Source organism: Corynebacterium sp. MSK195 (assembly GCF_030228885.1).
Taxonomy (GTDB): Bacteria; Actinomycetota; Actinomycetes; order Mycobacteriales; family Mycobacteriaceae; genus Corynebacterium.
The window spans coordinates 24,615-47,659 of the sequence record NZ_JASPGT010000005.1 but is presented as its reverse complement, the minus strand read 5'-3'; the positions used below and the strand labels follow the sequence as shown (position 1 = coordinate 47,659).

Below are 23,045 nucleotides of genomic sequence, written 5' to 3'. Positions count from 1 at the left end.
TAAGGAGGGTTTAACCCTCCTTATTTTTTGCTCCACTTACTTGGAGATTACCGGTACGCCTGCCTGATTGAGAATATCAACGATGAAACCGATAAGTTCGCTGACGATATCCACAGCGCTAGACAAAATCATAGATAACTCCTTCACTAGGATTAGCTCTTTATATGCTATCCAAGCACAAGGCATTACATCGGCGCAATAGTGTGCTTCTTCGGCAGATCGCTTTCCTGCTTGGTGGCCAGTTGGCGCAGTGCCTGACGGAGCGCCAAGCGCGACTGATTCGGCTGAATCATCGCGTCTAGATAGCCGCGCTCAGCCGCAACATACGGAGCCGTCATGGTCTCATCGTAGAAGTCCATGAACATCTTCTTGGTCATCTCTCGCTGTTCCGGGGTCTCGGCTGCTTCTAGCTGCTTACCTGCAATCATCACCACGGCAGCGGCCGCACCCATCACGGCGATCTGCGCGGTCGGCCACGCCAGGTTGATATCACCGGTCAGGTTCTTCGAGCCCATCACCGCATAGGCACCGCCGTAGGCTTTGCGCACGATGAGCGAGACCTTCGGCACGGTGGCTTCCACCACGGCGAAGGCAAACTTGGCGCCGCGGTGGATAAGTCCCACCTTTTCCTGTTCCACGCCCGGCAGGTAGCCCGGGGTATCCACCACAAAGACCAGCGGAATATTGTAAGCATCGCAGATGCGGATGAAGCGCGCGCCCTTATCGGCGGCGTCGGCATCAATGCAGCCCGCAAGGTGCATGGGGTTATTGGCCACAAAGCCAACGGTCTTGCCATCGATGCGGCCAAAGGCGGTGATCATATTGGGAGCGAAGTTCTCCTGAATCTCAATGAGATCCTCGTCATCGCCCAGCTGGGTCAACAAGTCCATCATGTCGTAGCCAGCATTGGTGTCATCCGGCATGAAAGCATTGAGCTCTTCGTCTTCGGCCACTTCGGCGTCGGCAGGCGCAGCGAACTCCGGCGCCTCATCAAAACAGGTCAGCGGCAGGTGATCGAGGAGATCGCGGACCATATCAAAGGCGTCGTCCTCGGAAGGGACGACCGCCGAGACATTACCGTTGAGCTCCTGCTGGCGAGCACCGCCCAGCTCGGCGGAGGTGATGTCCTCACCGGTAACCTCACGGATGACGTTCGGGCCGGTGACATACATTTCTGCTTCCTCGTCCACGGCAATGACAAAGTCCGTAGTCACAGGAGCATAGACGGCGCCACCGGCGGACTTGCCCATCATGATGGAAATCTGCGGGCTGCGGCCGGACAGCGGGAGCTGGCGGCGGGCGATCTCGGAGTACATGGCCAGCGAGGTCACCGCATCCTGGATGCGGGCGCCGCCGGAATCCTGAATACCGATGACTGGGCAGCCAATCTTGATGGCCATGTCCATGACCTCGGTGACCTTCTTGCCAAAGGTCACGCCGACAGAGCCGCCATAGACGGTCTTATCGTGAGCGTAGATACACACTGGGCGGCCGGAAATACGGCCATAGCCGGTGACTACGCCATCGGAATAAATGGCGTCAGGGTCGCCCGGGGTCTTGCCCAAGGAGCCGGTTTCGACGAAGGAACCCTCATCTAGCAATTCATTGATGCGTTGACGAGGGGTGGTGCGCCCAGCCTCGTCGCGGCGCTTGCGGGAGCGCTCACTGCCTGGGTCCTGCGCCTTGTCCAGACGCTCGCGCAGGTCAGCGAGTTTCTCAGCGGTTGTCTGCTTGGCCGCCACGTATCTTCTCCTCGATCCATTCGTCCATATGCTTGCCCACGATGCCGATGGCCGGCTCGTCGGGCACTGCTAGGTGATCACCTTGCAGCTGCACAATTTCTAGATCCTTAACGATAACTCCCCAACCGCCGTCGGGGTCAATCTCAGCGTAGCGCGGCTCCAGCTCAATCGCACCGTCGTGCATGCGCTCGGAACGGAAAAGCAGAACCGGCACGGTGACATCGGCCCAGCGATGGAAGTCGATCTTGGCCAGAATCTGGTTATCCACGAAGGAAGCGCGCTGGTGCTCCAGAACGCCGGCGGCAAGGCCGTGCTCAGAGGCGTCGGTAGTAGCGAGGAACTCCGCCAACATGGTCATGAGCGCATCTTCGCCCATGGTCTCAAGCATCTCGTACGGCGGCTCGAAGTCCAGGCCGTAGGTCTTCTTAGCAAAGGCCGCGTAGCGCTCCCACCGGGCACGGGTTTCTTCCGGGGTATCCGGCGCTGGGTTCGACGGCTGGGTGGTATCCAGCAGCGCGATGAACGCCACATCCACCGAGTCTTGGCCGCGCTGGGTGCGCTGATGCAGCTGATAGGCCACCTCGTAGGCCAGCGCGCCACCGAAGGACCATCCGCCGAGCACGACCTTGCGGCCGCGAGCGTAGTGCAGGATGTCCTCGATATAAGCCTCAGCGCGCTCCTCCAGCGAGCCCTCAATGCGCTCTACGCCGTAGACTGCCACGTCCTCGGGCAGGCGGCGGGTCAGCGGCTGGTAGACCACAGTGGTGCCGCCAGCTGGGTGGAACATGAATACGGCAGGACCATCAGCCTCGCGCAGGACGCGAATATTGCCTTCTACCTCGGTCTCCAATCCTTCCCGGACGAGGTCGGCCAAAGTCTCTAGCGCCTCAGCCTCGTGGACCTGCTGGGCGGTGACCTCGATGCCGGCACGCTCGGTGAGGCGCTCGGCGATCTGGGTCGCTACCTCATCGCTTACCTCAGGCAGCGCCGAGGTAACGCCCGCAGCTGCCTTACCGGTAAAGGTGGCCCAGGTGCCAAAGACCATGCGCTCCGAGGCATCGCGCGGGGCAACGCCGACGCCCTGGCCGGGTTCGTCTTCTTCTGGTGCAGGGGTGTCCGCAGAAGCAATGTCGCTGGTATCCACACTGCCGCCGGCTACGGCCTCTTCCACCATGGCAATGACGTCGGCCAAAGAGGCGTCGCGAAGCGCCTGCACCTGCAGCGGCGGAATCTGGAAGTCATTTTCCACGCGGTTCTTAATGCGCATGCCCATCAGGGAATCCAGGCCCAAGTCAATGAGCGGCAGCTCGCGCGGTAGGTCAGAGACGTCGTAGCCCATGGATTCCGACACGATGAGCGCGAGACGGTCTTCCACGGTTTCCTCCGCGGGATCCCAGCGCACGGCATCAACTTCTGCGGTTGCTGCAGGCTCGCTTTCAGGCACATCGGCCACGCCCGGGATGGGCGCCACGCCCAAGTCCAAGGCGGAGGCAAAGCCTTCCGCCAAAAGCTCGGTCTGCGCACCCCGGACAGCGTAGACGGCCACGGACATGCCACCGATGGACTGGCTTACCACCGTGGTGACCTCACCGCGCGGTGGCAGATCGGCATGCTCCTCGGTAGCGATGATGCGCGCCCCAGGCTTGACAGCCTCGGCCGCGGCCTCCACGATGGCCAGCGCGGAAGGTGCCTGGTCCGCATTGGTAGAGAAGGCCACCTTTCCCTCTGGCAGGTTGACGCGTGCGCCCGGCAGGTCGGATACGCCGGCCGACGGACGCGCGTTGGTCCAGAAGCGCTGACGGTTGAACTGGGTATAGGGCGCCTCTACGCGCGCACCAGAGCCAAAGACCGCGCCAAAATCTACCGGCATGCCGGCAACATAAAGCTTGCTGAGCAGATCCAGCAAGGACTCGGTGGGCTCCACCTTGCGCTTCAACGCATACAGCAGCTGGGCATCGGCCTTGCCCACGGCGAAGGCGGTGGACATGAGGCCCATCAGCGCTACCGGGTTCGGCGAGATTTCTACCAGCTGGGTGTGGCCGGCGTTGAAGGCCGCCTCGGTGGCATCCTGCAGGTAGACCGAGTGGCGGGTCATGCGCAGCCAGTAATCCTCATCGTGCACGGTGGTACCAGGACGATAAACCTCGCCCTTATCTACGGAGGAAAACAGCGGGGTGTGCAGCGGCTTGGCTTCCATGCCGGCGATGGCTGCATGCAGCTCGCCCAGGATGGGGTCCACGGCCGAAGTATGCCCGGCGGCCTTCACATTGAGCGCACGGGCGAACTTGCCCTCGCCGTCGAGCTTTTCCACCAGGTCCAGCACCTCTTGGCGGGGGCCGCCCACGGTGGTCATACCGGGTCCGGTATACACGGCGGGTTCGATATTGCCGTCGAGCGCGGCAATGTCCTCGGCCGAGAGCTCTACGACGGCCATGGCTCCTTGCTCGGCATCGCTTAGCGACGCCTCACCCTCACCCATCAACCGCGCACGGTGGCAGGCAATGACCATGGCGTCCTCTGCGGAGATGCCGCCTGCGGCATAGGCCGCTGCGATCTCGCCCATGGACATGCCCATCACGCCGGCCGGACGAACGCCAAAGGAAGCGAGCAGGTCCGTCAATGCAATCTGAATGGCGGTGATGGCCACCTGGGCGGTCTCGGTGTCATAGGTTTGGGCGTCGTCGTTGACGATATCCAGGATGGACCAGCCGGACTCAAAGTCCACGATGGCATCCAGCTCTTCCAAGCGGGCCTTGAACTGCGGCGAGAGCGCAATCATGTCCTTGGCCATCTTGCGGTGCTGGGATCCGAAACCGGAGTAAACAAATACTGGGCCCGGGACCTGCGGGGAATCCGCAGCGGCGATGCCAACGGAAACCTTGCCCTCAGCTACCTGGCGCAGACGCTTGACCGCTTCCTCGGTGGAGCTAGCCGTCACGACGGCGCGGGAACGGGAGTGGTTGCGGCGAGCGACGGTTCGGGCGACGTCGACAAGCGCGGGCTTTTCCGCTTCAATGAAGTCTGCCAACAGGGCCGCAGCGCGCGCCCGGCGCGAAGGCAAGAGGCCAGAGACCGGCAATGCCACCGTTTCGGTGGAAAGCTGGGGCTCGCGCTCGGCCGGGGTGCCGCGGTAATCGGTGAGCACAACGTGTGCATTGGTGCCGCCGAAACCAAAGCCGGATACGCCAGCGACCTTGTGGCCGGAGTACTCGGGCCACTCGCGTGGATCCTCGACTACCTCGAGATGCTCGGCCTCGAAATCGATATAGCGGTTCGGCGCCGAGTAATTGATATTGGCCGGAATCACGTCATTGCGCATGGCCTGGATGACCTTAATGAGGCCTACCACACCCGCGGCGGATTCGGAGTGACCGATATTGGTCTTGGCCGAGCCGAGCAAAATAGGAGTATCGACCCCACGCCCCGCGCCGAGCACGCGGCCTAGGGCGGAGGCCTCGATCGGATCGCCCAGAATGGTGCCGGTGCCGTGGGCCTCGATATAGTCCACGTCCTGTGGATTTACGCCCGCATCAGCATAGGCGCGGCGCAGCACATCCTCCTGTGCCTCCGGGTTCGGGGCGGTCAGGCCATTGGAGTGGCCATCGGAGTTGACGGCCGAGCCCTTGATGACGGCGAGGATATCGTCGCCGTCCGCTTCCGCGTCCTCCAAGCGCTTGAGCACGAGGACGCCGGCGGCGTCGGCACGCACGATGCCATCGGCGTCATCCGAAAAGGCGTGAATGGCGCTCGTTGGAGAGGTAACGCCCAACTCCGAGAACGCCGTGGACGCATGCGGGGCGGCCAGAATATTCACGCCGCCGGCCAGCGCCACGTCCGCGCTTCCCGTGCGCAGATCCTTCATCGCCTGGTTCACCGCCACGAGGGAGGAGGAGCAAGCCGTATCCACGTTGATGGAAGGGCCGCGGAAATCCAAGGCATAGGAAATACGGTTGGCCACCACAGCAGAAGAAATGCCAGTTAGCGCATACGGGTGCATCTCGGCGGAATCCGCGCCGATGAGCATGCCGTAGTCATTATTGGTCGATCCCATATACACGCCGGTCTGCGTGCCACGCAGCTCATTGGCGGGAATACCGGCGTTTTCTAGCGCTTCCCACACCAGCTCCAATAGGATGCGCTGCTGGGGATCCATATTGGCGGCCTCAAGTGGGGACAGGCCAAAAAATTCCGCGTCAAAGGAGGCGATGTCTTCAAGGTAACCGCCATCGGTATTCTGCTGAGCGATCTTCTCACTCATGACCGGATCGGCGGAGTACTCGGACCACCGGCCCACTGGCAACGGGCCGGTGCCTGCGCGGGATTCCGCCAACATAGACCAGAACTCTTGGGCATTCTTGGCGCCCGGGAAGCGGCCGGAAAGACCAATGACCGCAACGTCGGATCCCTGCGCGATCCGCGGGGCGTGCTCTTCTGGTTGGGGCGCCGCAGGTGCGTTCAGCAGGCGGTCCGCCAGCAGCTCGATGGTGGGATACTCATATGCCACGGTGGCATCGAGGCGGGTGCCCAGAAGGTTTTCCAGCTCGCCGGATAGCACTACAGCATCCCGCGAGGAGAGGCCATAATTTTCCAAAGGCTTGGAATCTAGGATCTCTTCGGCGGAAACACCGGTGGCCTGGGCGACCCAGTCACGCAGCCATGCTCGCAGTTGCTCGATGGTCATAAAAAGGTCTTTCGTTACGGAAAAATACTAAATGGCGTAGGGGTATATCGCTATATTTTGTCACTTTGTTAGCGATATATCAGAATCCCACATAATTCTTCTTGGCTACGCGGCGCGCAATCTTGCCGGAGGACGTGCGGTTGATTTCGCCAGGCGCCTTCCACACGATGTCATCCGGAGTGATGCCATGGTGGGCAGTGACCGCGGTGCGAATGGCCTCGGTTGCCTCGGCATCGCCGGACGGCTGCGCATCATCGGCTCGCTCCACCAGCAGGACGAGGGACTCAGAGTCATTGCCTTCCACGGAGAAGGCAGCAACGGAATCCGGGCGAACCTGCGTGGAAGCGGCTTGCACCGTGCCCTCAATATCCTGCGGATAATGGTTGCGTCCAGCAATGACGATGAGATCCTTCAGGCGGCCGGTGATATACAGTTCCCCATCCACGATGGCCGCCAAGTCTCCGGTGGCCATCCAGTAATCGTCTTCCGGCAGGCCATCCTGTTGACGCTCACCCAGGGTATTGCGGAAGGTCGCAGCGGTTTCCTCTGGGCGGTTGAGGTAGCCGGTGGCCATGTTGGGACCGTGGACCCAGATTTCTCCGATAACGCCGTCCTTTACCTCGGCGCGAGTTTCCGGATCCACAATGGCGAGGTGCTGGTGCGGAACGCACTGTCCATTGGAGGCGTAAGCGACGGTGTCATCGGATTTCTCCTCGATGACTGCACGACCTGCGGCTAGCTCCGCGCGGTTAAAGTGCGAGATGACCGGGCGCTTGTCAGTTTGCGGGGTAGACACAATAAGCGCCGCTTCTGCCAGACCATAGGACGGGCGCAGTACGGAACGGTCCACGCTGAAGGCTTCGAGGAAGGAGTCCACGGCCGATTCGGTCACCGGCTCGGAACCGATAATGATGCCGCCCACGTGCGAGAAATCTGCATCCTTGGCATGGCGAGCGGCGAGTTCCAAGGCAAAGTTCGGGATGGCGGCATAGGTGGCCTGCTTGCCCGCGGTGAGGCGCCGGACCCAGCGATCCGGGTGCTGGATGAAATCGCGCGGGGTCATCATCTCGAAGTCGAGGCCCAAAATGGTGACGAATACGGCAAGGATGATACCCATATCGTGGTGCATCGGCAGCCAAGAAACGATGCGGGCAGGCATCTGCAGCTGCAGTGCCTGGAAGATCTGCGCCACGTTGGTAATAATCGCGCGATTGGTGAGCTCCACGCCGGCCGGGGTGCGGGTGGAACCGGAAGTGTACTGCAGGAAAGCAGTGTCTTCTGCGGTTCCCTCCACAGGAGTCCAGGAGGAAGCCAAAGAATCAGGAAGGGCGTCGAGGGAAATGATGCGCGGGCGCTCGCGTTGAGCGGAAAAGTACGTGCGCACTGCCGCCGCCGATACGCGGTTAGTCACCACGATGGACGGTTCGCAGTCACCAAATACGGCCTTGAGGTGGTCCGAGTGCCCCGGTTCGTTGGGGTCATATAGCGGAATCGGCACCATGCCCGCATATAGAGCGCCCAAGAAGCCGAAGACGTATTCTGGTGAATTACCAGCCAAGATAGCCACGCGGGTACCAGGCTCTGCCACCTGCTGCAGGCGCGCCGCCACCACCTTGATGCGGTTATTGACCTGTGCGCGGGTGAGCTCCCGGCAGGTTTCTTCCTCACCGTAGATCCACTGGCGCATCACCACGCGGTCTGGGTCGGTCTCCGCTTGGAAGAGCTTCTCTGCCAACTGGGCCAAGGTGAACTCGGGCGCTAAGAACTGCCCCATCTGCGCTTTTAGATCCATCGATTCTCCTTAGGTAAATGGTTTCGGTAATAAAACTATCGGAGTTGGGGGAATGGTTGTTACGCGGCGTCGATAAGCTGGCGGGCCCAGCCCACTACCCACTGGTTGGCAGTCGTGCCATCGATAACGCCACTATTAGAGGCGTACTGCGCATGCACGCCATTCGCAGCAATCAAACCCTGCGCGCGCTCTAGCGCATTAGTCACGTTTGGCGGGGCATCACACACCGAATCATTGGGCGCACAAATCTGGAAAGTGCGATCCGCGAGGCTACCGAACCCATTCTGGCGCGCACCACGCATGGAAGCCCCCGGCACGATGGGCTGAACCAATCCGGATACCGGCTGAAGGGCAATTTCAGCACCCACGCCGCCCACCTTGCGGCCTGGGTTTTGCCCGACGCCATTTTGGCGGCGGCCGTCAGCGATAAGGGCCACGCCTGCGATGTTTTCCGCCGGGACCACGCCCTGGCCGCCACCAATCTCATCGGCAACGTCGCCAGCAATCACGGCACCCTGAGAAAAGCCGCTCACAATGAACTTGGTAGCTGGGCAGCTTTGGTGAACGCTACGCAGCTCGTCATTCATCTTGGCGGTTCCCTCATTGCGGGAATCGTCGTAACTCATCTCATGTTGCGCATTAATGTTTTTAAATTGCGCGGTATAGGGAAGGGTCCAGACCTTCACGTCGTCCCCGTAGGCCTCCTGCAGCGGCTTCGTAATAGACAACATGAACGAGCGCGGGTTCGCAGAAGGATTAATGGGGTCGTCGTCAGCCGCGGACTCCCAGGTACCCGGGGCAGAAATGAACTCCACACGGGGGCACCACTCGGGCTGCTGCGGTTGCGGCGGCGCAGCCTGCTCCGTGGTGTGCGGAGCAGGGGAATCAGTGCCTTGGTTGAGGTAACGCGACGCGCCCACGCCGATGACAGCTAAAACGACGAGGGCCGCGACAACGGTAATAGTTTTTCGCATGGATTAGTTGTACCAGGTAAACCTAGCAAATCCCTGAACGTGCAGAATCCTTGATGAGCTGGGAAAGCTCCTCAAAACTCTGCGTGGTGCGCTGCTGCTCGATGAGCTGGCCAGCAACCGCAGAAATGGTGACCTCATTCTCGTCACAAGCCGCTTTGCCGGCTCCAAGGAGCTGATCCTCTACGCCATCGACGTTAACGCCGGCGTCCTTGAGCTTGTCCAAGTACTTGGCGTCCTGTTCCGGCACCTCAGCGGACGGGATTTCAGAGATCTCACGCGCACCGCGGTCTTCTTGCGACTTAGAGGTGGCCGTCTCCGAAGAAGAGGAAGGGGCCTCGGACTCCCGCTCGAGGGGCGCGACCTCGGTCTCTTGCGGCGGTTCGCTATCCACCGTGGCGGAATCGCAGCCCGCAAGACCCAAGCACAGCGCCGCGCCCACAACTACTAGCTTGCGCATTGCTACTTCTTCTCGGTCCGAACCTGGCCGAGGACCTCGCTGATCTTGCCGTGCTGGAATTCCTGGCTCAGGCCGCCAGCGGCAATCTCGGAATAGTCAGAGGTAGGCCAACCGAACTCGCCCTGCTCCCAGCCAGCCTGGCCCCAACGGTCCATGATCTTGCTCTTCAAGATGTAGTGCGCACCAGTCTTCGGGGACCAGTAGATGCTGCCCTTCTCAAAGGTTTGGAAGAAGCCGCCGTTGACGGCGTTCTCACCGGACGTCGGGAAGCCAAGCGCAGATTCAGCGCCGCCCATGTCCTTGTACTTGGCGCCGATAGCGCCGTGGACTACCTGGTTGGAGCCATCCGGGTTACGGGTCAGGATGCCATCCTGGAATTCCTGCATGTAGCCCTCGCCGACCTTCTTAACCGAGCCAGTCGGGTACTTCAGGTCGCCCTTTTCGTAGCCGTTCTTGCCCCAGGCCTGGAACATATCACCGGTAATCTCCCACGCGCCGGTCTCCGGGGACCAGTAGATGGAGCCGTGCTCGAAGTGCACGAAGCGGCCCTTGCCGTCCGGGGTCTTAGACTCGCCGGTCTTAGGGAAGCCCAGCCAGGAGGTAGGCCCGCCGATTTCGGCGTAGCGAGCGCCAATGCGGCCGAAGAGGGCGTGCGCACCGGTATCCGGGGACCAGTAAGCGGTACCAGACTCGAAGTCCTGGGCTTTGCCCTTCTTGGCGACGTCGTACTCGTTATTCAAGCAAGAGCCAATGACGCCGCTCTTGGTTTCCTTGGCGATGGCACCAATGGCCTCACAGTCCGCACCGCGATCAGCCTTGTCCATCTCGAGGGCATCTGCGATGTAGGGCCATGCCTGCTGCATCTCAAACTGCCAGTATTCCCAGCTGTGCACGCCGGATGGGCGGAACTTAATCACTGGGTTAATCTTGGCGCGCTTTGCGTAGTCCACATAGGTTTGGGTGGACATGCGGGAAATGACCTCCAAGCCCATGCCGGCGAGGTTTGCTTGACCCTTGGCTACGGAGTTGGCGTTGCCAAAATCGTCCTTGCCCGAACCTGCAGAGACATAGACCTTCATGTCCTTCAGGTTTTCAATGCCCAGCTTCGGATCGTGGTCGATCCAGTTTTGGGAACCTGGCTCACCCCACATCTTGCGGGAATCATAACCGCCGGCATCGCGCTGCGCAGCCATGATGGCTTCCGGCATGCCGCGCGTAGTGGTGTCCAGGTAACCGGAGAAGGAACCCACAAAGTTGAACAGGTGCGGGTTGCGCTCAGCCAAGTTCATCGCAGCCGTGCCGCCCATGGACAGGCCGGTGACCGCACGCTTGTGGTTCGAGCGGTACTCATTATCCAAGATGGGGATCAATTCCTTGGTGAGGAAAGTCTCCCACATGTAGCGCTTACCGCGGTCTGCCTGCTCCCAGTCCGAGTAGAAGGAAGACTCGCCGCCAACCGGCATAATCAGGTTGACGTTACGGTCAGCGTACTGGTTCAAAATATTGGTCTCGATGGTCCAGCCGGACTCATCGTCACGTGCACGCAGGCCGTCGAGCGCCCATACCTCTGGGAACTTCTTTTCCGGGTGGGAGTACCAGTCACGAGCCAGCTGGATCTGCACCTTCTGCTCTTTGTCCGGCATAGCCGCGGACTTGATGTAGACCATCAGGTGGCGGTTGGTCAGGTACTCCACGCGGTTGATCTTCACGCCCTCCGGCAGGCCCTTAACATCCGGGTATTCGGTGTTCAGCGGGGTGCGAGCGGGCGGCTCTTTGGGCGCGAAATGATCGGACAGGCTGGAATCGCCGCCGATTGCGGAAGAGAGATCGCCTACGGAAGATTGTGCGGTGGCGTTTGGCAGCAGAGCCAAACCCACGGCAATAGCGGTAGGTACTGCGGCCACTGCAAGGCCCTTGCGAGCTTTGCTCGGGGAAGTGCTTTTGCGCATAGGTAAACGTCCTTGAAGATTTGCCGCGGTACCTTTCCGAGGGTTCCCCTCCCCCGGACCGATGCCTGCGGCGTGAGCTGTCTATCGTGTGCTCAAGTTTAAGTTGAACTTGAGACTTACGCTAGACTGACACGCCGCTACATTGCCGGGGAGTTACCCGGGTTATCCTGTCCGCTGACGCGGTACAGGTGCTCGTTAACAAACTCGCCGACGCCCCAGCGCGCCAGCTCCCGGCCGTAGCCGGAGCGGTTCACGCCACCGAATGGCAGGCCAGCTGCGGTTACCGACGCCTCGTTGACAAACGTCATGCCATCGTTGAGCTGGTTTGCCACCTCGAACGCGGCATCCAGGTCGGTACCCCACACGGAGCTGGACAGACCATACTCCGAGTTATTGGCAATCTCGATGGCCTCTTCAACATCCTTGGCCTTGTAGACAATAGCCACAGGGCCGAAAATCTCGTTGCAGCCTACGTCGGTGGATGGGTCGACGTCGGTAAGCAGCGCAGGCTCCATGTAGGCGCCCTCGCGGTCAATCTTCTTGCCGCCTACGCGAATCTTGGCGTCACCATTGGCCGCGGCCTTTTCCAGGCGCTCCACAATCTCATCGCGAGCACCAATGGAGGACAGCGGACCAATGTCGGCATTCTCGTCGTCATAAGTGCCAACCTTCATGTCCCCAATCTTCTTCTCCAGGTACTCCACGGTGCGGTCGTAGAAGTCCTCCAGAACGATGAGGCGTTTTGGCGCGTTGCAGGCCTGGCCGGTGTTGTACATGCGGATCAGGCTGTACTGATCCAGTACCCACTCCAAGTTCTCATCATCAATAACCAGGAACGGGTCGTTGCCGCCCAGCTCCAGCACGGACTTCTTGTAGTTTTCGCCAGCGGTCTTGGCCACGGCAGCACCCGCGCCCTCCGATCCGGTCAGCGAAACACCCTTGATGCGCTTGTCCGCTACAAAGGCATCCATCTGGGAACCGGAAGCGTAGATGTTGATATACGCGTCCTTCGGCAGACCAGCCTCTTCCAGGATGTCCTGGCATGCCTGGGAAGACAGCGGGCAGATGGAAGCGTGCTTGAGCACAATGGTGTTACCCAACAGCAGGTTAGGCGCCGCGAAGCGGGCTACCTGGTAGTACGGGAAGTTCCACGGCATGATGCCCAGCAGTGGACCGATCGGCTCCTTGCGCACTACGGTCTTGTCGGCATTCTGTGCCGGCAGGTACTCGTCGGCAAGCAGCTCGTGCGCGTGCTCGGAGTAATAGCGGTAAATATCGGCAACAATCTGTACCTCAGCCTTGGCCCAACGGGTCAGCTTGCCCATCTCGCGGCCGATATGATCGGCCAATTCATCAATGCGCTCTTCATAAAGATCAGCCGCGCGGGACAAAACCGCAGCACGCTCCTCGATGCGAGTGGTCCGCCATGCATCGTAGGCCGCGGTGGAGCGGTCTAGGATGTCATCGCGCTGCGAATCATCGATACGTTCAAACTGGTCTTCACTCTTGCCTGTGTTTGGATTCTCAATAGCGAACATGCGCCCCTGTATAGTCCCAACTCACAAGCCTTGCAAAGATCCCCTCCTGAGCTTGAGGAATCGCTCCCACGTCAGCTTCCAATGAATATTCCGGGGTGCGAGAGGACCTGCCGCTCGGTCCACTTCGTAAGTACCATCCTCAAACATCCAGACAATATCTCCGGTAAACGGGTCCATGATGTATCGCACCCGACCATCCGTCTTCACGTTATGGTGATGCTGGCACAGGCTCACCAGATTTCCCACACTGGTGGGCCCTTTGTCGCCGTACTCCACTCGGTGATCCAGTTGACAATAGTGCGCTGGCATTGAACACCCTGGCCACCGGCAGGTCGCATCCCGTCCCTGCACCCAGGCACGTATTTCTTCTGAGGGAACATACTTTTCGACGTCCTTGGCGGTTAGAGTTCGCACTGCAGAGTCATGTGCTAAGTCCTCCCCCAGGTCGCACCATCCTGCGCTAGGAATAAAGACGCGGGAAGGATCCTCGCCGGTGCGATAGGTGTTAATTACCACTTTGGTACTAGTGCGGTTAAAGATCAGATTTTCCAGCGCTTCCGCCTTTGACACCCCGTCTTGTGCTGCCGCTTTATCAACATGCCTGGAGATCGCCGCCGCTGTGGCCTTATCTGTCTTCAACACGATCGTGGCCTGTCCACCCGAATAGGACACCGACACTGCACGCTCGATTTGCGCCGACAAATCTGGCTTCAGCAGCCCATCAATGAATCCGCGCAGGAAATTTCGGATTTCCGGTTCCGTCGGAACATGCTGTCCTGGGTCTTTGGGCGTGAGGAAATCTGCCAAGGCCGCATCAACCAGTTGGATCTGCGCTTCGCCCTCGCCGAGGGGGCGCAATTCCACGTCAATGACTTGGAGTCGCGGAAGGTCCAAAATCCAGTGTTCCGTTTGTACCGCGGTAGTAAGCGGCAATTCGCGCATCCGAAAGTGGGCTTGGATCGCACTTGATACCCGCCATCGCGAAAGACCGAGCCTCTTAGACAACACGGCCAGCGTGCAATCAACGTCGTCTTCTAACTGTGGCAACACTGCCTGGAACAGTTGCCATGATTGAATTCTTTGCACCATGGCCATGACACACACGGTGTCTTCCATGTCATTGGTAGAAAAATACGCCTGTTTTGGTGGTGCGGTAGCAGTAGTCACGAAAGCTCCCCCTCTAAATAATTTCGCACACCCAATCGAACCGACACCCTTAGGTTAGCGCAACACCGAGACAGCCGCAATAGTTAGACGCATATTTGTTCGATACGCGCCGCAAAAGAAAATCCCCCTTCCATCAGGAAGGAGGATCAGGCCGCGAGAATTACCAGGCGTTCATAACGTTAAGCACCTGTGGCTTAGAGCGGTTGAGCTGGTAGCCAAACTGCTCCCAGTTGTGCAGCCCCTGGGCCGGGTAGCTCACGGTTGGATTGAGACCCTGCAGGCGAGCGGCGCCTTCCCACACGCGCGTGGTGATATTGGAGCCGACCTCAAGTGCGGCACCTGCCGCTTGGTGCTCCGGCAGGTAGTGGCTATCGCCGGCGCCTGGGACACCAGAGGCTGCGGAGATGTACAGGTTGGTATTGCGCAACTTCGGGATAAGCAGCAGCGGATCGTTCTGGAAACGCTTCGGGTTAAACAGGGAACCGTACATAGCGTTGATATTGAACCCGCCCGCATCCAACATGGCTAGACGCATGAATGTCTGTGCACCGGGGACAGTTGTAGTCAGGAAGCCGGAGTAGGACAGCGCCTGACGGAACTGGTTCGGGTGCTTAGCGGCCAGGGTCAGAGCAGCACCGGCGCCCATGGACAGGCCAGCAATGGAGTTGTTGTTGCGGGCAACACCGAAGTTGCGCTCCAAGTAGCCAGGCAGCTCGCTGGTCAGGAAGGTCTCCCACTTGTAGTTGACCGGATTTTCCAGGTCGTAGGTAGCGGGACCCTGCCAGTCAGCATAGAAGGAAGCGGCACCACCGACGGGCATAGCGAGGGTGATGTTGTGCGGCTCGTAGGTCTTGGCAGCATTAACGTCATTTACCCATGCGTTTGTGCGCTCGGTGGCACGCAGGCCATCCAGCAGGTAAAGGGCAGCATTGCCGCCACGCTTTGCCGGCTGAACCTGCACCGGAATGGTGCGGCCCATAGCCTGGGACCATACGTCGCAACGCTGGACCCACCAGCCGACCTTGTCCCACTCACACGTACCAGTGGCGTCACGGCGCAGCCAGTCGCGGTTGGCTGCCTCTGCCGGCTGGGAACCCGCCACTACGGCCAGGCCCAAAGCTACGGCAACTGCCATGATGACTGAAAGGACACGACCCTTGATGGATGCAGTCATCTTTCTCCTTCAAACTACTCGGTGATTGTCACTAAGTTCTATCGTCCGGAACCTGTATACCGTTAACGTCACGGATCGATAACAATGTCACAGAATAGTGTAACTTAGGTTCCCCCTAAAGTCTGCATTTAAAGGGATTAACGCAGGTAGTCAGAGGGATTAGCAGAAAAAGTGAGGGTCCGGCCGTCGGTCAGGGAGAATTTAATATTTTTCCAGAAACGGTCCCAAGTTAAGGGTTCCCTGTATGTGACGAAGAGTTTCTGAAAATCGGCGTCGGCAAGCGCGGCGCGAGCCTTGGCCGCCTCGTACTTATCAATCCACGCCGGGATCTCGTCGATATCGGCCGCGGAATCTGCCACCTGCCACGACATATCCAAGCTCTTGTCGTGCCCAATGCGTCCGCCCTCGATGCGCGGCTGGCGCGCTGCCAAAGGGTTGCTGAGGCCAATATTGTCCAACACGCGAATATCCAGCGGCGCATTCATGGAAGACAGGCCCAAATTGAGCAGGTAAACGGTCGGCGGATCGGTGCGCGAAGGGTCCGCAGGCGTGGCCGTCCACGAGAACCTATCTTCGCCCTTGATATAGCGGAAGGTCATGGCGTCGCCGGCCTCTAGCTCGTCGATTCCCTCCTGGTAATCCTCCATAAACTTGGCACCAAGGAACTCTTCGGCGCGCATGGGAGGATCCTGGCGCTGGGTAGCGTAGGTCCAGAAATCACGCTCGTCCACGATGGAAATCTCATCCGCATAGGTGCCGCGATCCACCGGATGGCCGCGCAGAACGATAACCAGCGCCCACACCGCGCAGAGGACGGAGACGATCCACATGCGTACGCTAACGACAAAAATCGGAAGCAGAAGCGCAAAAAGTGGCAGCAGCAGCATGCGGCCGTGCATAAAGTCTCCGCCTACACGCAAGACGTAAAGCGTATGGATGAGCGCCGCGCCCATAAAAAGATACGTGGCAGTGGCGGTGGATCGCAGAGCGGTGGGCCGCAGGTCCGCCTTCCACAGACCCGCAATGGCCAGCACGATGAGCGGCAGGAAGAGCCAGTACGGCCCAGCAAAGTCCGCCAGGTAGGTAAAGCCCTTGCCCCATTCGGAACCGGCTGCGGACTTGGCCACGGCCGTGTGCGGGGTCAGCAGGCCGTAGTACCCCATGCGGAAAATCTCATAGGCCAACGGCAACGGCACTGCGGCGGCAAGAATCTTCCACCAGCGGTGGGATACGAGCAGCACGATTCCCACTAGGCCGCCGTACAGGGCGAGCTCTGGGCGCACCAGCCAGGACAGCCCGGCCCAGAAGGCGAGCCAATAGGCGTCGCTATTGCTCCCGGAGTGGCGGCGCGGGCGTGACCACCGCAACAACAGCCACCACAGCACCGCAAGGTAAAATATGCACAGTCCCCATTCCAGGCCGGAGGTAAAGAAGTCGCGGGCCGGTGGCGGGGCCAAATATACAAGTGCGCCGGCCGGAAGGACCGCTCCAGAGCGCATGCTTGCCGACGCCCCCGTGCCCACAACCATTGCCGCTACCGCCAAAAAGAGGCCCAAGTAAATGGCGATGCCTTCCAGGTTTGCGTGGGAGACCCAGCGCACGAGGAAGATGAGGTACTGCCATAGCGTGGAAGTATTGGCCTCCACGCGCTCGCCCATATTGAACACGGGCCCGTTTCCAGCTTCGAGATTGCGCACGGTACGCAGGACGATGAGGCCGTCATCGGAAATCCAGCGGCGAGCGAAGCCGCCCCAGAAAGATAAAACACCGATCACAAGAATGACCGCTGGGGTACTCCAGCGGGCGATACTCTTGTGGTCGATGTTAAGCACGGGGAGAAAGTTTATCAGCCCCGCAGAAAATTTCTATATCGATTCCGCTGTGTCTAGAACAACGGCATGATATAAACCGCCATGGCAATGCAGGCAAGCCAAGCCAAGGCGAGAACCTGCAAAGTGCGGTCCTCCAGTGCAATCTCGTCCGGTGCGCCACCCTGGCCGCGGTCCACATCGGCCGCATAGCGGAGGATGGCGATGGTAAACGGCACCATGGAAATCTGGTACCACACGCCACCGGTCTGGGCGTCATTTGCGAGTTCGAAGCCCCACAAGGTGTAGCAGATGACCACAGCGGTGGCGGCTAGGGTCCACACGAAGCGCAGGTAGGTGGGCGTATACCCCTCGAGGGACTTGCGGATTTTCGCGCCGGTCTGTTCTACCAACAGGATTTCCGAGTAGCGCTTGCCGGAGGCCATAAACAGCGAACCGAAGGCCGCCACCAGCAAGAACCACTGGGACAGCTCGATGCCTGCGGCTACGCCACCGGCCATAGTGCGCAGCATGAAACCGGAGGACACCAGCGCAATATCGATCACCGGCATATGCTTCCAGCCAAAGCAATAGCCCAACTGCAACGCGATATAAATCGCCATCACGATAGCCAGCTGCGGGCCGGCAGTGGCAAGGAAAGACAGGCCGATGGACAGGACGATGAGCACTACGGCCATGACATAGGCGAGCTTAATCGGCAGCACGCCCGAGGCAATCGGGCGGAAGCGCTTGGTCGGATGCTCTTGGTCCTCGCGCCAGTCCTTCGCATCGTTAATCAGGTAGATGGAGGAAGCGCCGAGGCAAAAGACGACGAAGGCCAAGAGGACGTCGAGAAGCACGCGGCCATGGAACAACGCATCGGCGCCGGCTGCGGCGGGGGCGGCGAGCACCAGGACGTTTTTGACCCACTGCTTGGGGCGCAGGGCCTTAATCATGCCATCGACAAGATTCTTCGGCGGCTTGCGCTTGCGGCCGGTATCTACGCCGGAGGTGTGCGGTTCCGAATGGAAAAAGTGCTGGTTTCCATCATCACTCATGCTTCATTCCTTTCATCACGACCTCCGCGGTAGCAGCGCCGATGGCCGCACCCACGGCCGTATCTGTTGGGTAGTGCACTCCGAGCACCATACGCGATGCCATCATTACCGGCACGCCGAAAAGGGGCGCCTTGCGGCCGGTCAGGCGGCTTACCGCCACCAGGAATGCGGTGGTCGAAGTCGCGTGCGAGCTGGGAAAGGAGAGCTTAGAGGGCGTTTTTACTCCCACGCGCACGTACGGATAGTCCGGGCGCTTGCGGCGCACGATGCGCTTGAGCACCACGCTGGCGGCGTGCGCGAGGAAGGCGGCGGCTCCAACACGGATCCAGCCTTCGCGGCGGCGCTTGTCGATGCCCGCCCCTACCGCAGCGCTGCCCATCCAGCCCAAGGCATGCTCGCCCCAGTAGCTAAGCCCGCGGGCGGTGGGAAGCACGCCGGGCACGTCGAAGGCCGCACCCTGGATGGATTCGAGGACGCGCGATTCTGCTACGGAAAGCTTATTGGGCATCGAAGACCTTCTTCCAGGACTCGCGCGAAGTCAGCTCCGGCTGTGCCGCGCGGTATTCGGCGCGCAGGTCGTCGAAGTTCTCCTCGATTTCCTTCAGCAGTTCGCGGGTCTGGGTCACAAGGTCCTTGGCTAGGTCTCGGTCACGCTTGCGGAAGGCGACGCCGGTGCCACCCGCGGTGGATACGGTGGCCGAATCTACGCGGGACAGGGTGAACCAGCGGGCCTCGTCCGGGGTGAGGTTGAGCTGCGGCGCCTCATGGTGCGCAGCGTCTTCCTTGCTGACGAGGTGCTTGAGGCCCTTAATGGCCCACGGGATCTTCTTAATCTTGGCCAGACGGCCGCCGATATTGCGGGTGGGCACGCCCGGCGCGCCAGTGGGAGATGGGAGCTCATCGGCGGATTCCAGGATGACGGCATCGGAATAGTTCTTGCGGATCTGTGCGATGCGCGGCAGCGAAGACTCCAGGATGTCGAAGAGATGGTCCGGCCCGGCCAGGAAGTCTCGCATGGCCTCAATCTGGATGGCCATGGTGGAGTATTCCATGCACATGGTGTGCTTGAGGGTGGACTTAAAGATGGACTTGGTAATGCCCTTGGCCGGTCCCTCGTGGTACATCGCGGCAACGATGAGGCGGTTGCGCAGGTGGAAGTAGGCCTGCCAGTCAATGGCATCGTCCTTGTCGGCCCAGGCCATGTGCCAGATAGCGGCGCCCGGCCAGGTCACCGTGGGGAAGCCATTGCGAGCCGCGCGCAGGGAGTACTCGGTATCGTCCCACTTGATAAACAGCGGCAGCGGCTGGCCGTTGGTTTCTGCCACGATGCGCGGGAAGAGACACATCCACCAGCCGTTGTACTCCACGTCAACGCGGCGGTGCAGCGCGCGGGAATCGTACTTCTTCGGATCCAGGTGGGTTTCGCGGGTGCCGATGGCGCGCAGCGGGTACTTGGCAAAGTCGTGGTCGTAGACGGCGTGCGGCGCCGCGCCCCACATGAAATCGGCACGGTTAACCTGCTCGCCGGTAGTGCGCAGCTGGGAGCGTTCCTGCAGGTTAAGCATCTGGCCGCCGACGATAATGGGCTTGGCGGCGTAGCGGGCCGCCTGAACCGCACGCAGTACGGAGTCCGGCTCGATAGCGATGTCATCGTCCATGTACAGGATGAAGGGCGAATCGGTATTTTCCAGCGCCTCGTACATGATGCGGGAGTAGCCGCCGGAGCCGCCCAGGTTGCCCTGGCGGAATTCGCGGAAGCGGTCGCCAAAGTGGGCCACTGCCTCGTCGTACCCCGGCTCATCGGCCGGGTGCTGGTTGCCTTGGTCCGGCATGAGGACGAAGTCGATGATTTCATCTACCACCGGATCTTCGGCCAATGCCTTGAGTGCTGCCACGGCATCGGTTGGGCGATTGAAGGTAGGAATGCCGACTGCCACGCGCTTGTCCTGCGCCGGTTGTTCGGTGCCGTCCGGCAGCAGCTGTGGGCCAGGGGCGTGGGGGGAGCACCAGGCGGCGTCGGCAAGCGTGGTTTCCTGCTCGGCGGTGATATCGAACCACAGCCAACCGCCGTCCTCGAAGTTTTTGAGTGGCAGCTCAAACTCGTGGTGGCCGGTGCCTACCAGGTGGTTGGCCACGGAAATGCGCTGGCCATCCTGCTTGGAGCGGTACAGGGAAATATTTGCTTGACCCTCAATGTCCAGGCTGAGGATCACGGAGCGCAGCTGCGACCAGCGGCGCCAATAAGAAGCCGGGAAGGCATTGAAGTAGGTCTCAAAAGAGGCTTCCTCGCCGGCCGGGATGGTTACGGACGTGCGGTCAAACCAGCTAAGGCGTTCACGGTTTTGCTCGGCCTCGATGAGGTAGAGCATCCGCACATCAAAGGGCTCGCCGCGCTTAGGCAGCAGGATGCGCTGCAGGGGCTCATGGGCCTGGGTGTTGTTGGCAGTCACGATAGCTTCGATTCTCCAAACGGTATAAACAGTAGTCAGCGATTTAGCGTAGTTGCTTTTGCATAAGTACTACGGTTTACACGCGGAGCCCGTATGATGGAACCTCATGAGATGGGTTCCTTGCGTGGCAGCAGTAGGTCTTCTCACTGTAGCCAGCGCGCCCGCCGCTATCGCAGAGGAAAAGCCCGCGGTGGAGTTTCTGGACCACGCCCAAATCCTCAGCAATTCGGACGAAGACGCCATTAAATCGCAAGCACAGTCCATGCATTTGCCGGATTCCGTGCACGAGGTTCTCTACGCTACGTATCCGAATTCAGGCGAGGATTTTTCCCGGACTCTATTCCAAGACTTGGCCCGCGAGCATCCACATTTCATCAGCGGAAGTGAGTTACAGAAAAATGTGCTCGTCATCGCGGTTGGTTTTGAGCCCAATAGTATGGCCGTGCACTGTGGCACAGAGGTGTGCCAGGACATCAAGATTTATGACGAGGGCCGCGTAGACGGCATCTTGGACCAGATGCGGCCGGCGCTGGCGGACGATGACTATACCGTCGGCATGATCCTGGCAACGCGCGCCGCCGCGGATACCACCGTGCGCCGGCAATATACGCAGAATGCGCCCACGTGGTCCGTGTTCATTGCTGCTACGTTAGCGATCGTGGTCCTTGGTGCGGTCGGCCTCATTACTTACTTGTTCATCCGCCGCGCCCGAGTGCGCAAGCGCTTCGATTATATTAAGGGCGCTCGCGACGGGGCCGAGGAGCTCATCGCGCGCACGGAGGCGCGGATTAATGCCCTGCATTCCTCCTTGGCGGGCGACTACCTAAAGGTACAGTGGCGCTCTCTGGTCAATCAGTACACTGATGCGCGGCCGACGCTCAAGGCGCTGGAGAACATCCAGGACTATTCCCTGCACGCTGCTTCCATCAAGGAGGCATACAAAGCGCTCAAGCAGATCAATACGGCCGCAGCGCAGATAGATTCCCTGGAAAATTTCTGCGCCGGCGATACTGCGGTGCGCGCGGGCGAGGTGCAATGGCTGCTTGGCGACGCCCAAGCGGCCCTCTCCCGCCAGCCCGATAACGCCAGCTTGCGCCAGATAACGCAGCGCATTAATGACCTGTCTCAGGTTCTGTCGCGGGAAGACTTCGACTCCGCCTTCGCTCGCGTCCTCGAGGACTACCACCCCATGGTGAGCGCACTGCCAGAACGGCTATATCCGCAGCGCGACCGCAAAACTCCCCCACTTTTGGGCACGCCGGAATGGCGCCCCGGTATGGGCACGCACTACATGCCCTATCGGTTTGCGGGCTTCTGGGTGGCTAATAATAACGTCTCCTCCCAGCTGCCCAACCCGTATCGCTTCTAGGCGTTGACCGGCTCAGTTACCGGATCGATGCCCAGCTTGTTGAGCATGTAGAGCACGCGGGCTTCGAGGTCATCAGCCAATTCACGTGCCTGCTCCACGGTACCTGCAGCAGGAATATCCCAAATCTTGATGTCCTTGCCCGCCTCATCGCGCTCGATCTCGCGGCCCAAGAACACGATGTAATCCGGCATCGCTACCGTGCGCACCTCATCGAGGTACTTATTCGGGGCCTCGCCCATGCCGCGCTCGTTCATGACGTGGGCAAGGTGGCCTTCCGCTTCGTTTTCTGGGTGAGCAACGGCGGTATCTACAAAGAGGGCCTCGCCGGCGTGCTTTCGGGTGAGCTCCGCTGCCGCTTGGGCCAGAGCACTATTCGTCCCAGCAGCAAAGCGGACGTGAATGCGGTGATTACCGAAGTACTCGCGCACCTCGCGCTCCACCAAAAGCGGCACGAATTCATCGAGCTCCGCCTTCTTGGTGTGCTTGGCAATAACCTCATCGAGCTTGGCATCGATTTCCACGGCCGTGTACTCGTGGCCGTAGTTCTCGTGCAGATCCTGGCGCAGGGTTTCAAACTGGTTCATTGTTATCCCCTTTCTCGGATTATTGTCCCGTTTGCTAATTGTTAACCTACAGTTAACTTTAATAGTTAATGTTGGGTTAAGTCAAACGGTTGGGAATAACCCAATAGTTTCTGCACCAAAAAGCGGAAAGGCCCGCCGGGAGTTCCGGCAGGCCTTCTTGGACTGTTCCTTCTTTTTATCGGGAATGCGCGATGCGCGGCTACGCAATTTCAGATGCTCCTGCAGCCGCTCCGGCGACATTTTCCACATGCGGCGGTCAGCCATGCCGTCACCTCCTTTCCTCAGAGGTGATTAAGCATAGC

The 23,045-nt window shown here is 60.1% G+C and carries 16 protein-coding genes; 1 reads left to right on the top strand and 15 read right to left on the bottom strand.

The features are described from left to right. Positions 1 to 185 precede the first annotated feature (185 nt). From QP909_RS06610 to QP909_RS06550, 13 genes are all read right to left on the bottom strand, one after another. Positions 186 to 1,742 carry an acyl-CoA carboxylase subunit beta gene (locus QP909_RS06610; RefSeq protein ID WP_049377556.1) on the bottom strand — a complete coding sequence of 519 codons (1,557 nt, stop codon included), beginning with the start codon at positions 1,740 to 1,742 and terminating at the stop codon, positions 186 to 188. Continuing rightward, positions 1,717 to 6,423 carry a type I polyketide synthase gene (locus QP909_RS06605; protein ID WP_284766625.1) on the bottom strand — a complete coding sequence of 1,569 codons (4,707 nt, stop codon included), beginning with the start codon at positions 6,421 to 6,423 and terminating at the stop codon, positions 1,717 to 1,719. Before QP909_RS06605 ends, QP909_RS06610 begins: the two co-directional genes overlap by 26 nt. A gap of 79 nt (positions 6,424 to 6,502) precedes the next feature. Continuing rightward, positions 6,503 to 8,215: an AMP-binding protein gene (locus tag QP909_RS06600; protein ID WP_284766624.1), complete on the bottom strand. Its 1,713-nt coding sequence runs from the start codon at positions 8,213 to 8,215 to the stop codon at positions 6,503 to 6,505. A 59-nt stretch (positions 8,216 to 8,274) separates the two neighbouring features. Further along, complete coding sequence (locus tag QP909_RS06595; protein WP_284766623.1) at positions 8,275 to 9,189, bottom strand: cutinase family protein; 915 nt, start codon at positions 9,187 to 9,189, stop codon at positions 8,275 to 8,277. Positions 9,190 to 9,211: 22 nt separating this feature from the next. Further along, the gene (locus tag QP909_RS06590; RefSeq protein ID WP_284766621.1) at positions 9,212 to 9,646 is read right to left on the bottom strand and encodes a hypothetical protein; all 435 of its coding nucleotides are present in this window, start codon (positions 9,644 to 9,646) and stop codon (positions 9,212 to 9,214) included. Positions 9,647 to 9,648: 2 nt separating this feature from the next. Further along, the gene (locus tag QP909_RS06585) at positions 9,649 to 11,595 is read right to left on the bottom strand and encodes an alpha/beta hydrolase-fold protein (RefSeq protein ID WP_239278590.1); all 1,947 of its coding nucleotides are present in this window, start codon (positions 11,593 to 11,595) and stop codon (positions 9,649 to 9,651) included. A gap of 137 nt (positions 11,596 to 11,732) precedes the next feature. Further along, positions 11,733 to 13,133, bottom strand: a complete 1,401-nt coding sequence (locus QP909_RS06580) for an NAD-dependent succinate-semialdehyde dehydrogenase (RefSeq protein WP_284766619.1) — start codon at positions 13,131 to 13,133, stop codon at positions 11,733 to 11,735. Between the two features lie 21 nt (positions 13,134 to 13,154). Next, on the bottom strand, positions 13,155 to 14,300 hold the full coding sequence (locus tag QP909_RS06575; protein WP_284766618.1) for an HNH endonuclease signature motif containing protein: 1,146 nt from the start codon (positions 14,298 to 14,300) through the stop codon (positions 13,155 to 13,157). Between the two features lie 160 nt (positions 14,301 to 14,460). Beyond that, on the bottom strand, positions 14,461 to 15,474 hold the full coding sequence (locus tag QP909_RS06570) for an alpha/beta hydrolase (protein ID WP_284766617.1): 1,014 nt from the start codon (positions 15,472 to 15,474) through the stop codon (positions 14,461 to 14,463). 137 nt (positions 15,475 to 15,611) lie between these two features. Beyond that, positions 15,612 to 17,306 carry an arabinofuranosyltransferase AftB family protein gene (locus QP909_RS06565; RefSeq protein ID WP_284766616.1) on the bottom strand — a complete coding sequence of 565 codons (1,695 nt, stop codon included), beginning with the start codon at positions 17,304 to 17,306 and terminating at the stop codon, positions 15,612 to 15,614. Between the two features lie 53 nt (positions 17,307 to 17,359). Beyond that, positions 17,360 to 18,340, bottom strand: a complete 981-nt coding sequence (locus QP909_RS06560; RefSeq protein ID WP_284766615.1) for a decaprenyl-phosphate phosphoribosyltransferase — start codon at positions 18,338 to 18,340, stop codon at positions 17,360 to 17,362. Continuing rightward, positions 18,333 to 18,848 carry a phosphatase PAP2 family protein gene (locus tag QP909_RS06555; protein ID WP_284766614.1) on the bottom strand — a complete coding sequence of 172 codons (516 nt, stop codon included), beginning with the start codon at positions 18,846 to 18,848 and terminating at the stop codon, positions 18,333 to 18,335. Before QP909_RS06555 ends, QP909_RS06560 begins: the two co-directional genes overlap by 8 nt. Then, positions 18,838 to 20,790 (bottom strand): glycosyltransferase, encoded by a 1,953-nt coding sequence (locus QP909_RS06550; RefSeq protein ID WP_284766613.1) that lies wholly within the window; start codon positions 20,788 to 20,790, stop codon positions 18,838 to 18,840. The genes QP909_RS06555 and QP909_RS06550 overlap by 11 nt, the downstream gene beginning before the upstream one ends. A gap of 124 nt (positions 20,791 to 20,914) precedes the next feature. Here QP909_RS06550 and QP909_RS06545 point away from each other — a divergent pair, with 124 nt between their 5' ends. Further along, positions 20,915 to 22,159, top strand: coding sequence for a TPM domain-containing protein (locus tag QP909_RS06545; RefSeq protein ID WP_284766612.1), 1,245 nt, complete (start codon positions 20,915 to 20,917; stop codon positions 22,157 to 22,159). Here QP909_RS06545 and QP909_RS06540 read toward each other — a convergent pair. Both QP909_RS06540 and QP909_RS06535 read right to left on the bottom strand, forming a co-directional pair. Then, positions 22,156 to 22,743: a three-helix bundle dimerization domain-containing protein gene (locus QP909_RS06540; protein ID WP_284766611.1), complete on the bottom strand. Its 588-nt coding sequence runs from the start codon at positions 22,741 to 22,743 to the stop codon at positions 22,156 to 22,158. The two genes, QP909_RS06545 and QP909_RS06540, sit on opposite strands and share 4 nt — an antisense overlap. Positions 22,744 to 22,824: 81 nt before the next feature. Continuing rightward, complete coding sequence (locus QP909_RS06535; protein ID WP_239278600.1) at positions 22,825 to 23,007, bottom strand: DEAD/DEAH box helicase; 183 nt, start codon at positions 23,005 to 23,007, stop codon at positions 22,825 to 22,827. Between the last annotated feature and the right edge of the window lie 38 nt (positions 23,008 to 23,045).

Bases quoted from the DNA above. Each gene is read 5' to 3' on its own strand.
- QP909_RS06555 (WP_284766614.1), bottom strand. From the start codon at position 18,848: ATGCCCAATAAGCTTTCCGTAGCAGAATCGCGCGTCCTCGAATCCATC.
- QP909_RS06535 (WP_239278600.1), bottom strand. From the start codon at position 23,007: ATGGCTGACCGCCGCATGTGGAAAATGTCGCCGGAGCGGCTGCAGGAG.
- QP909_RS06600 (WP_284766624.1), bottom strand. From the start codon at position 8,215: ATGGATCTAAAAGCGCAGATGGGGCAGTTCTTAGCGCCCGAGTTCACC.
- QP909_RS06590 (WP_284766621.1), bottom strand. From the start codon at position 9,646: ATGCGCAAGCTAGTAGTTGTGGGCGCGGCGCTGTGCTTGGGTCTTGCG.
- QP909_RS06585 (WP_239278590.1), bottom strand. From the start codon at position 11,595: ATGCGCAAAAGCACTTCCCCGAGCAAAGCTCGCAAGGGCCTTGCAGTG.
- QP909_RS06540 (WP_284766611.1), bottom strand. From the start codon at position 22,743: ATGAACCAGTTTGAAACCCTGCGCCAGGATCTGCACGAGAACTACGGC.
- QP909_RS06560 (WP_284766615.1), bottom strand. From the start codon at position 18,340: ATGAGTGATGATGGAAACCAGCACTTTTTCCATTCGGAACCGCACACC.
- QP909_RS06580 (WP_284766619.1), bottom strand. From the start codon at position 13,133: ATGTTCGCTATTGAGAATCCAAACACAGGCAAGAGTGAAGACCAGTTT.
- QP909_RS06570 (WP_284766617.1), bottom strand. From the start codon at position 15,474: ATGACTGCATCCATCAAGGGTCGTGTCCTTTCAGTCATCATGGCAGTT.
- QP909_RS06605 (WP_284766625.1), bottom strand. From the start codon at position 6,423: ATGACCATCGAGCAACTGCGAGCATGGCTGCGTGACTGGGTCGCCCAG.
- QP909_RS06595 (WP_284766623.1), bottom strand. From the start codon at position 9,189: ATGCGAAAAACTATTACCGTTGTCGCGGCCCTCGTCGTTTTAGCTGTC.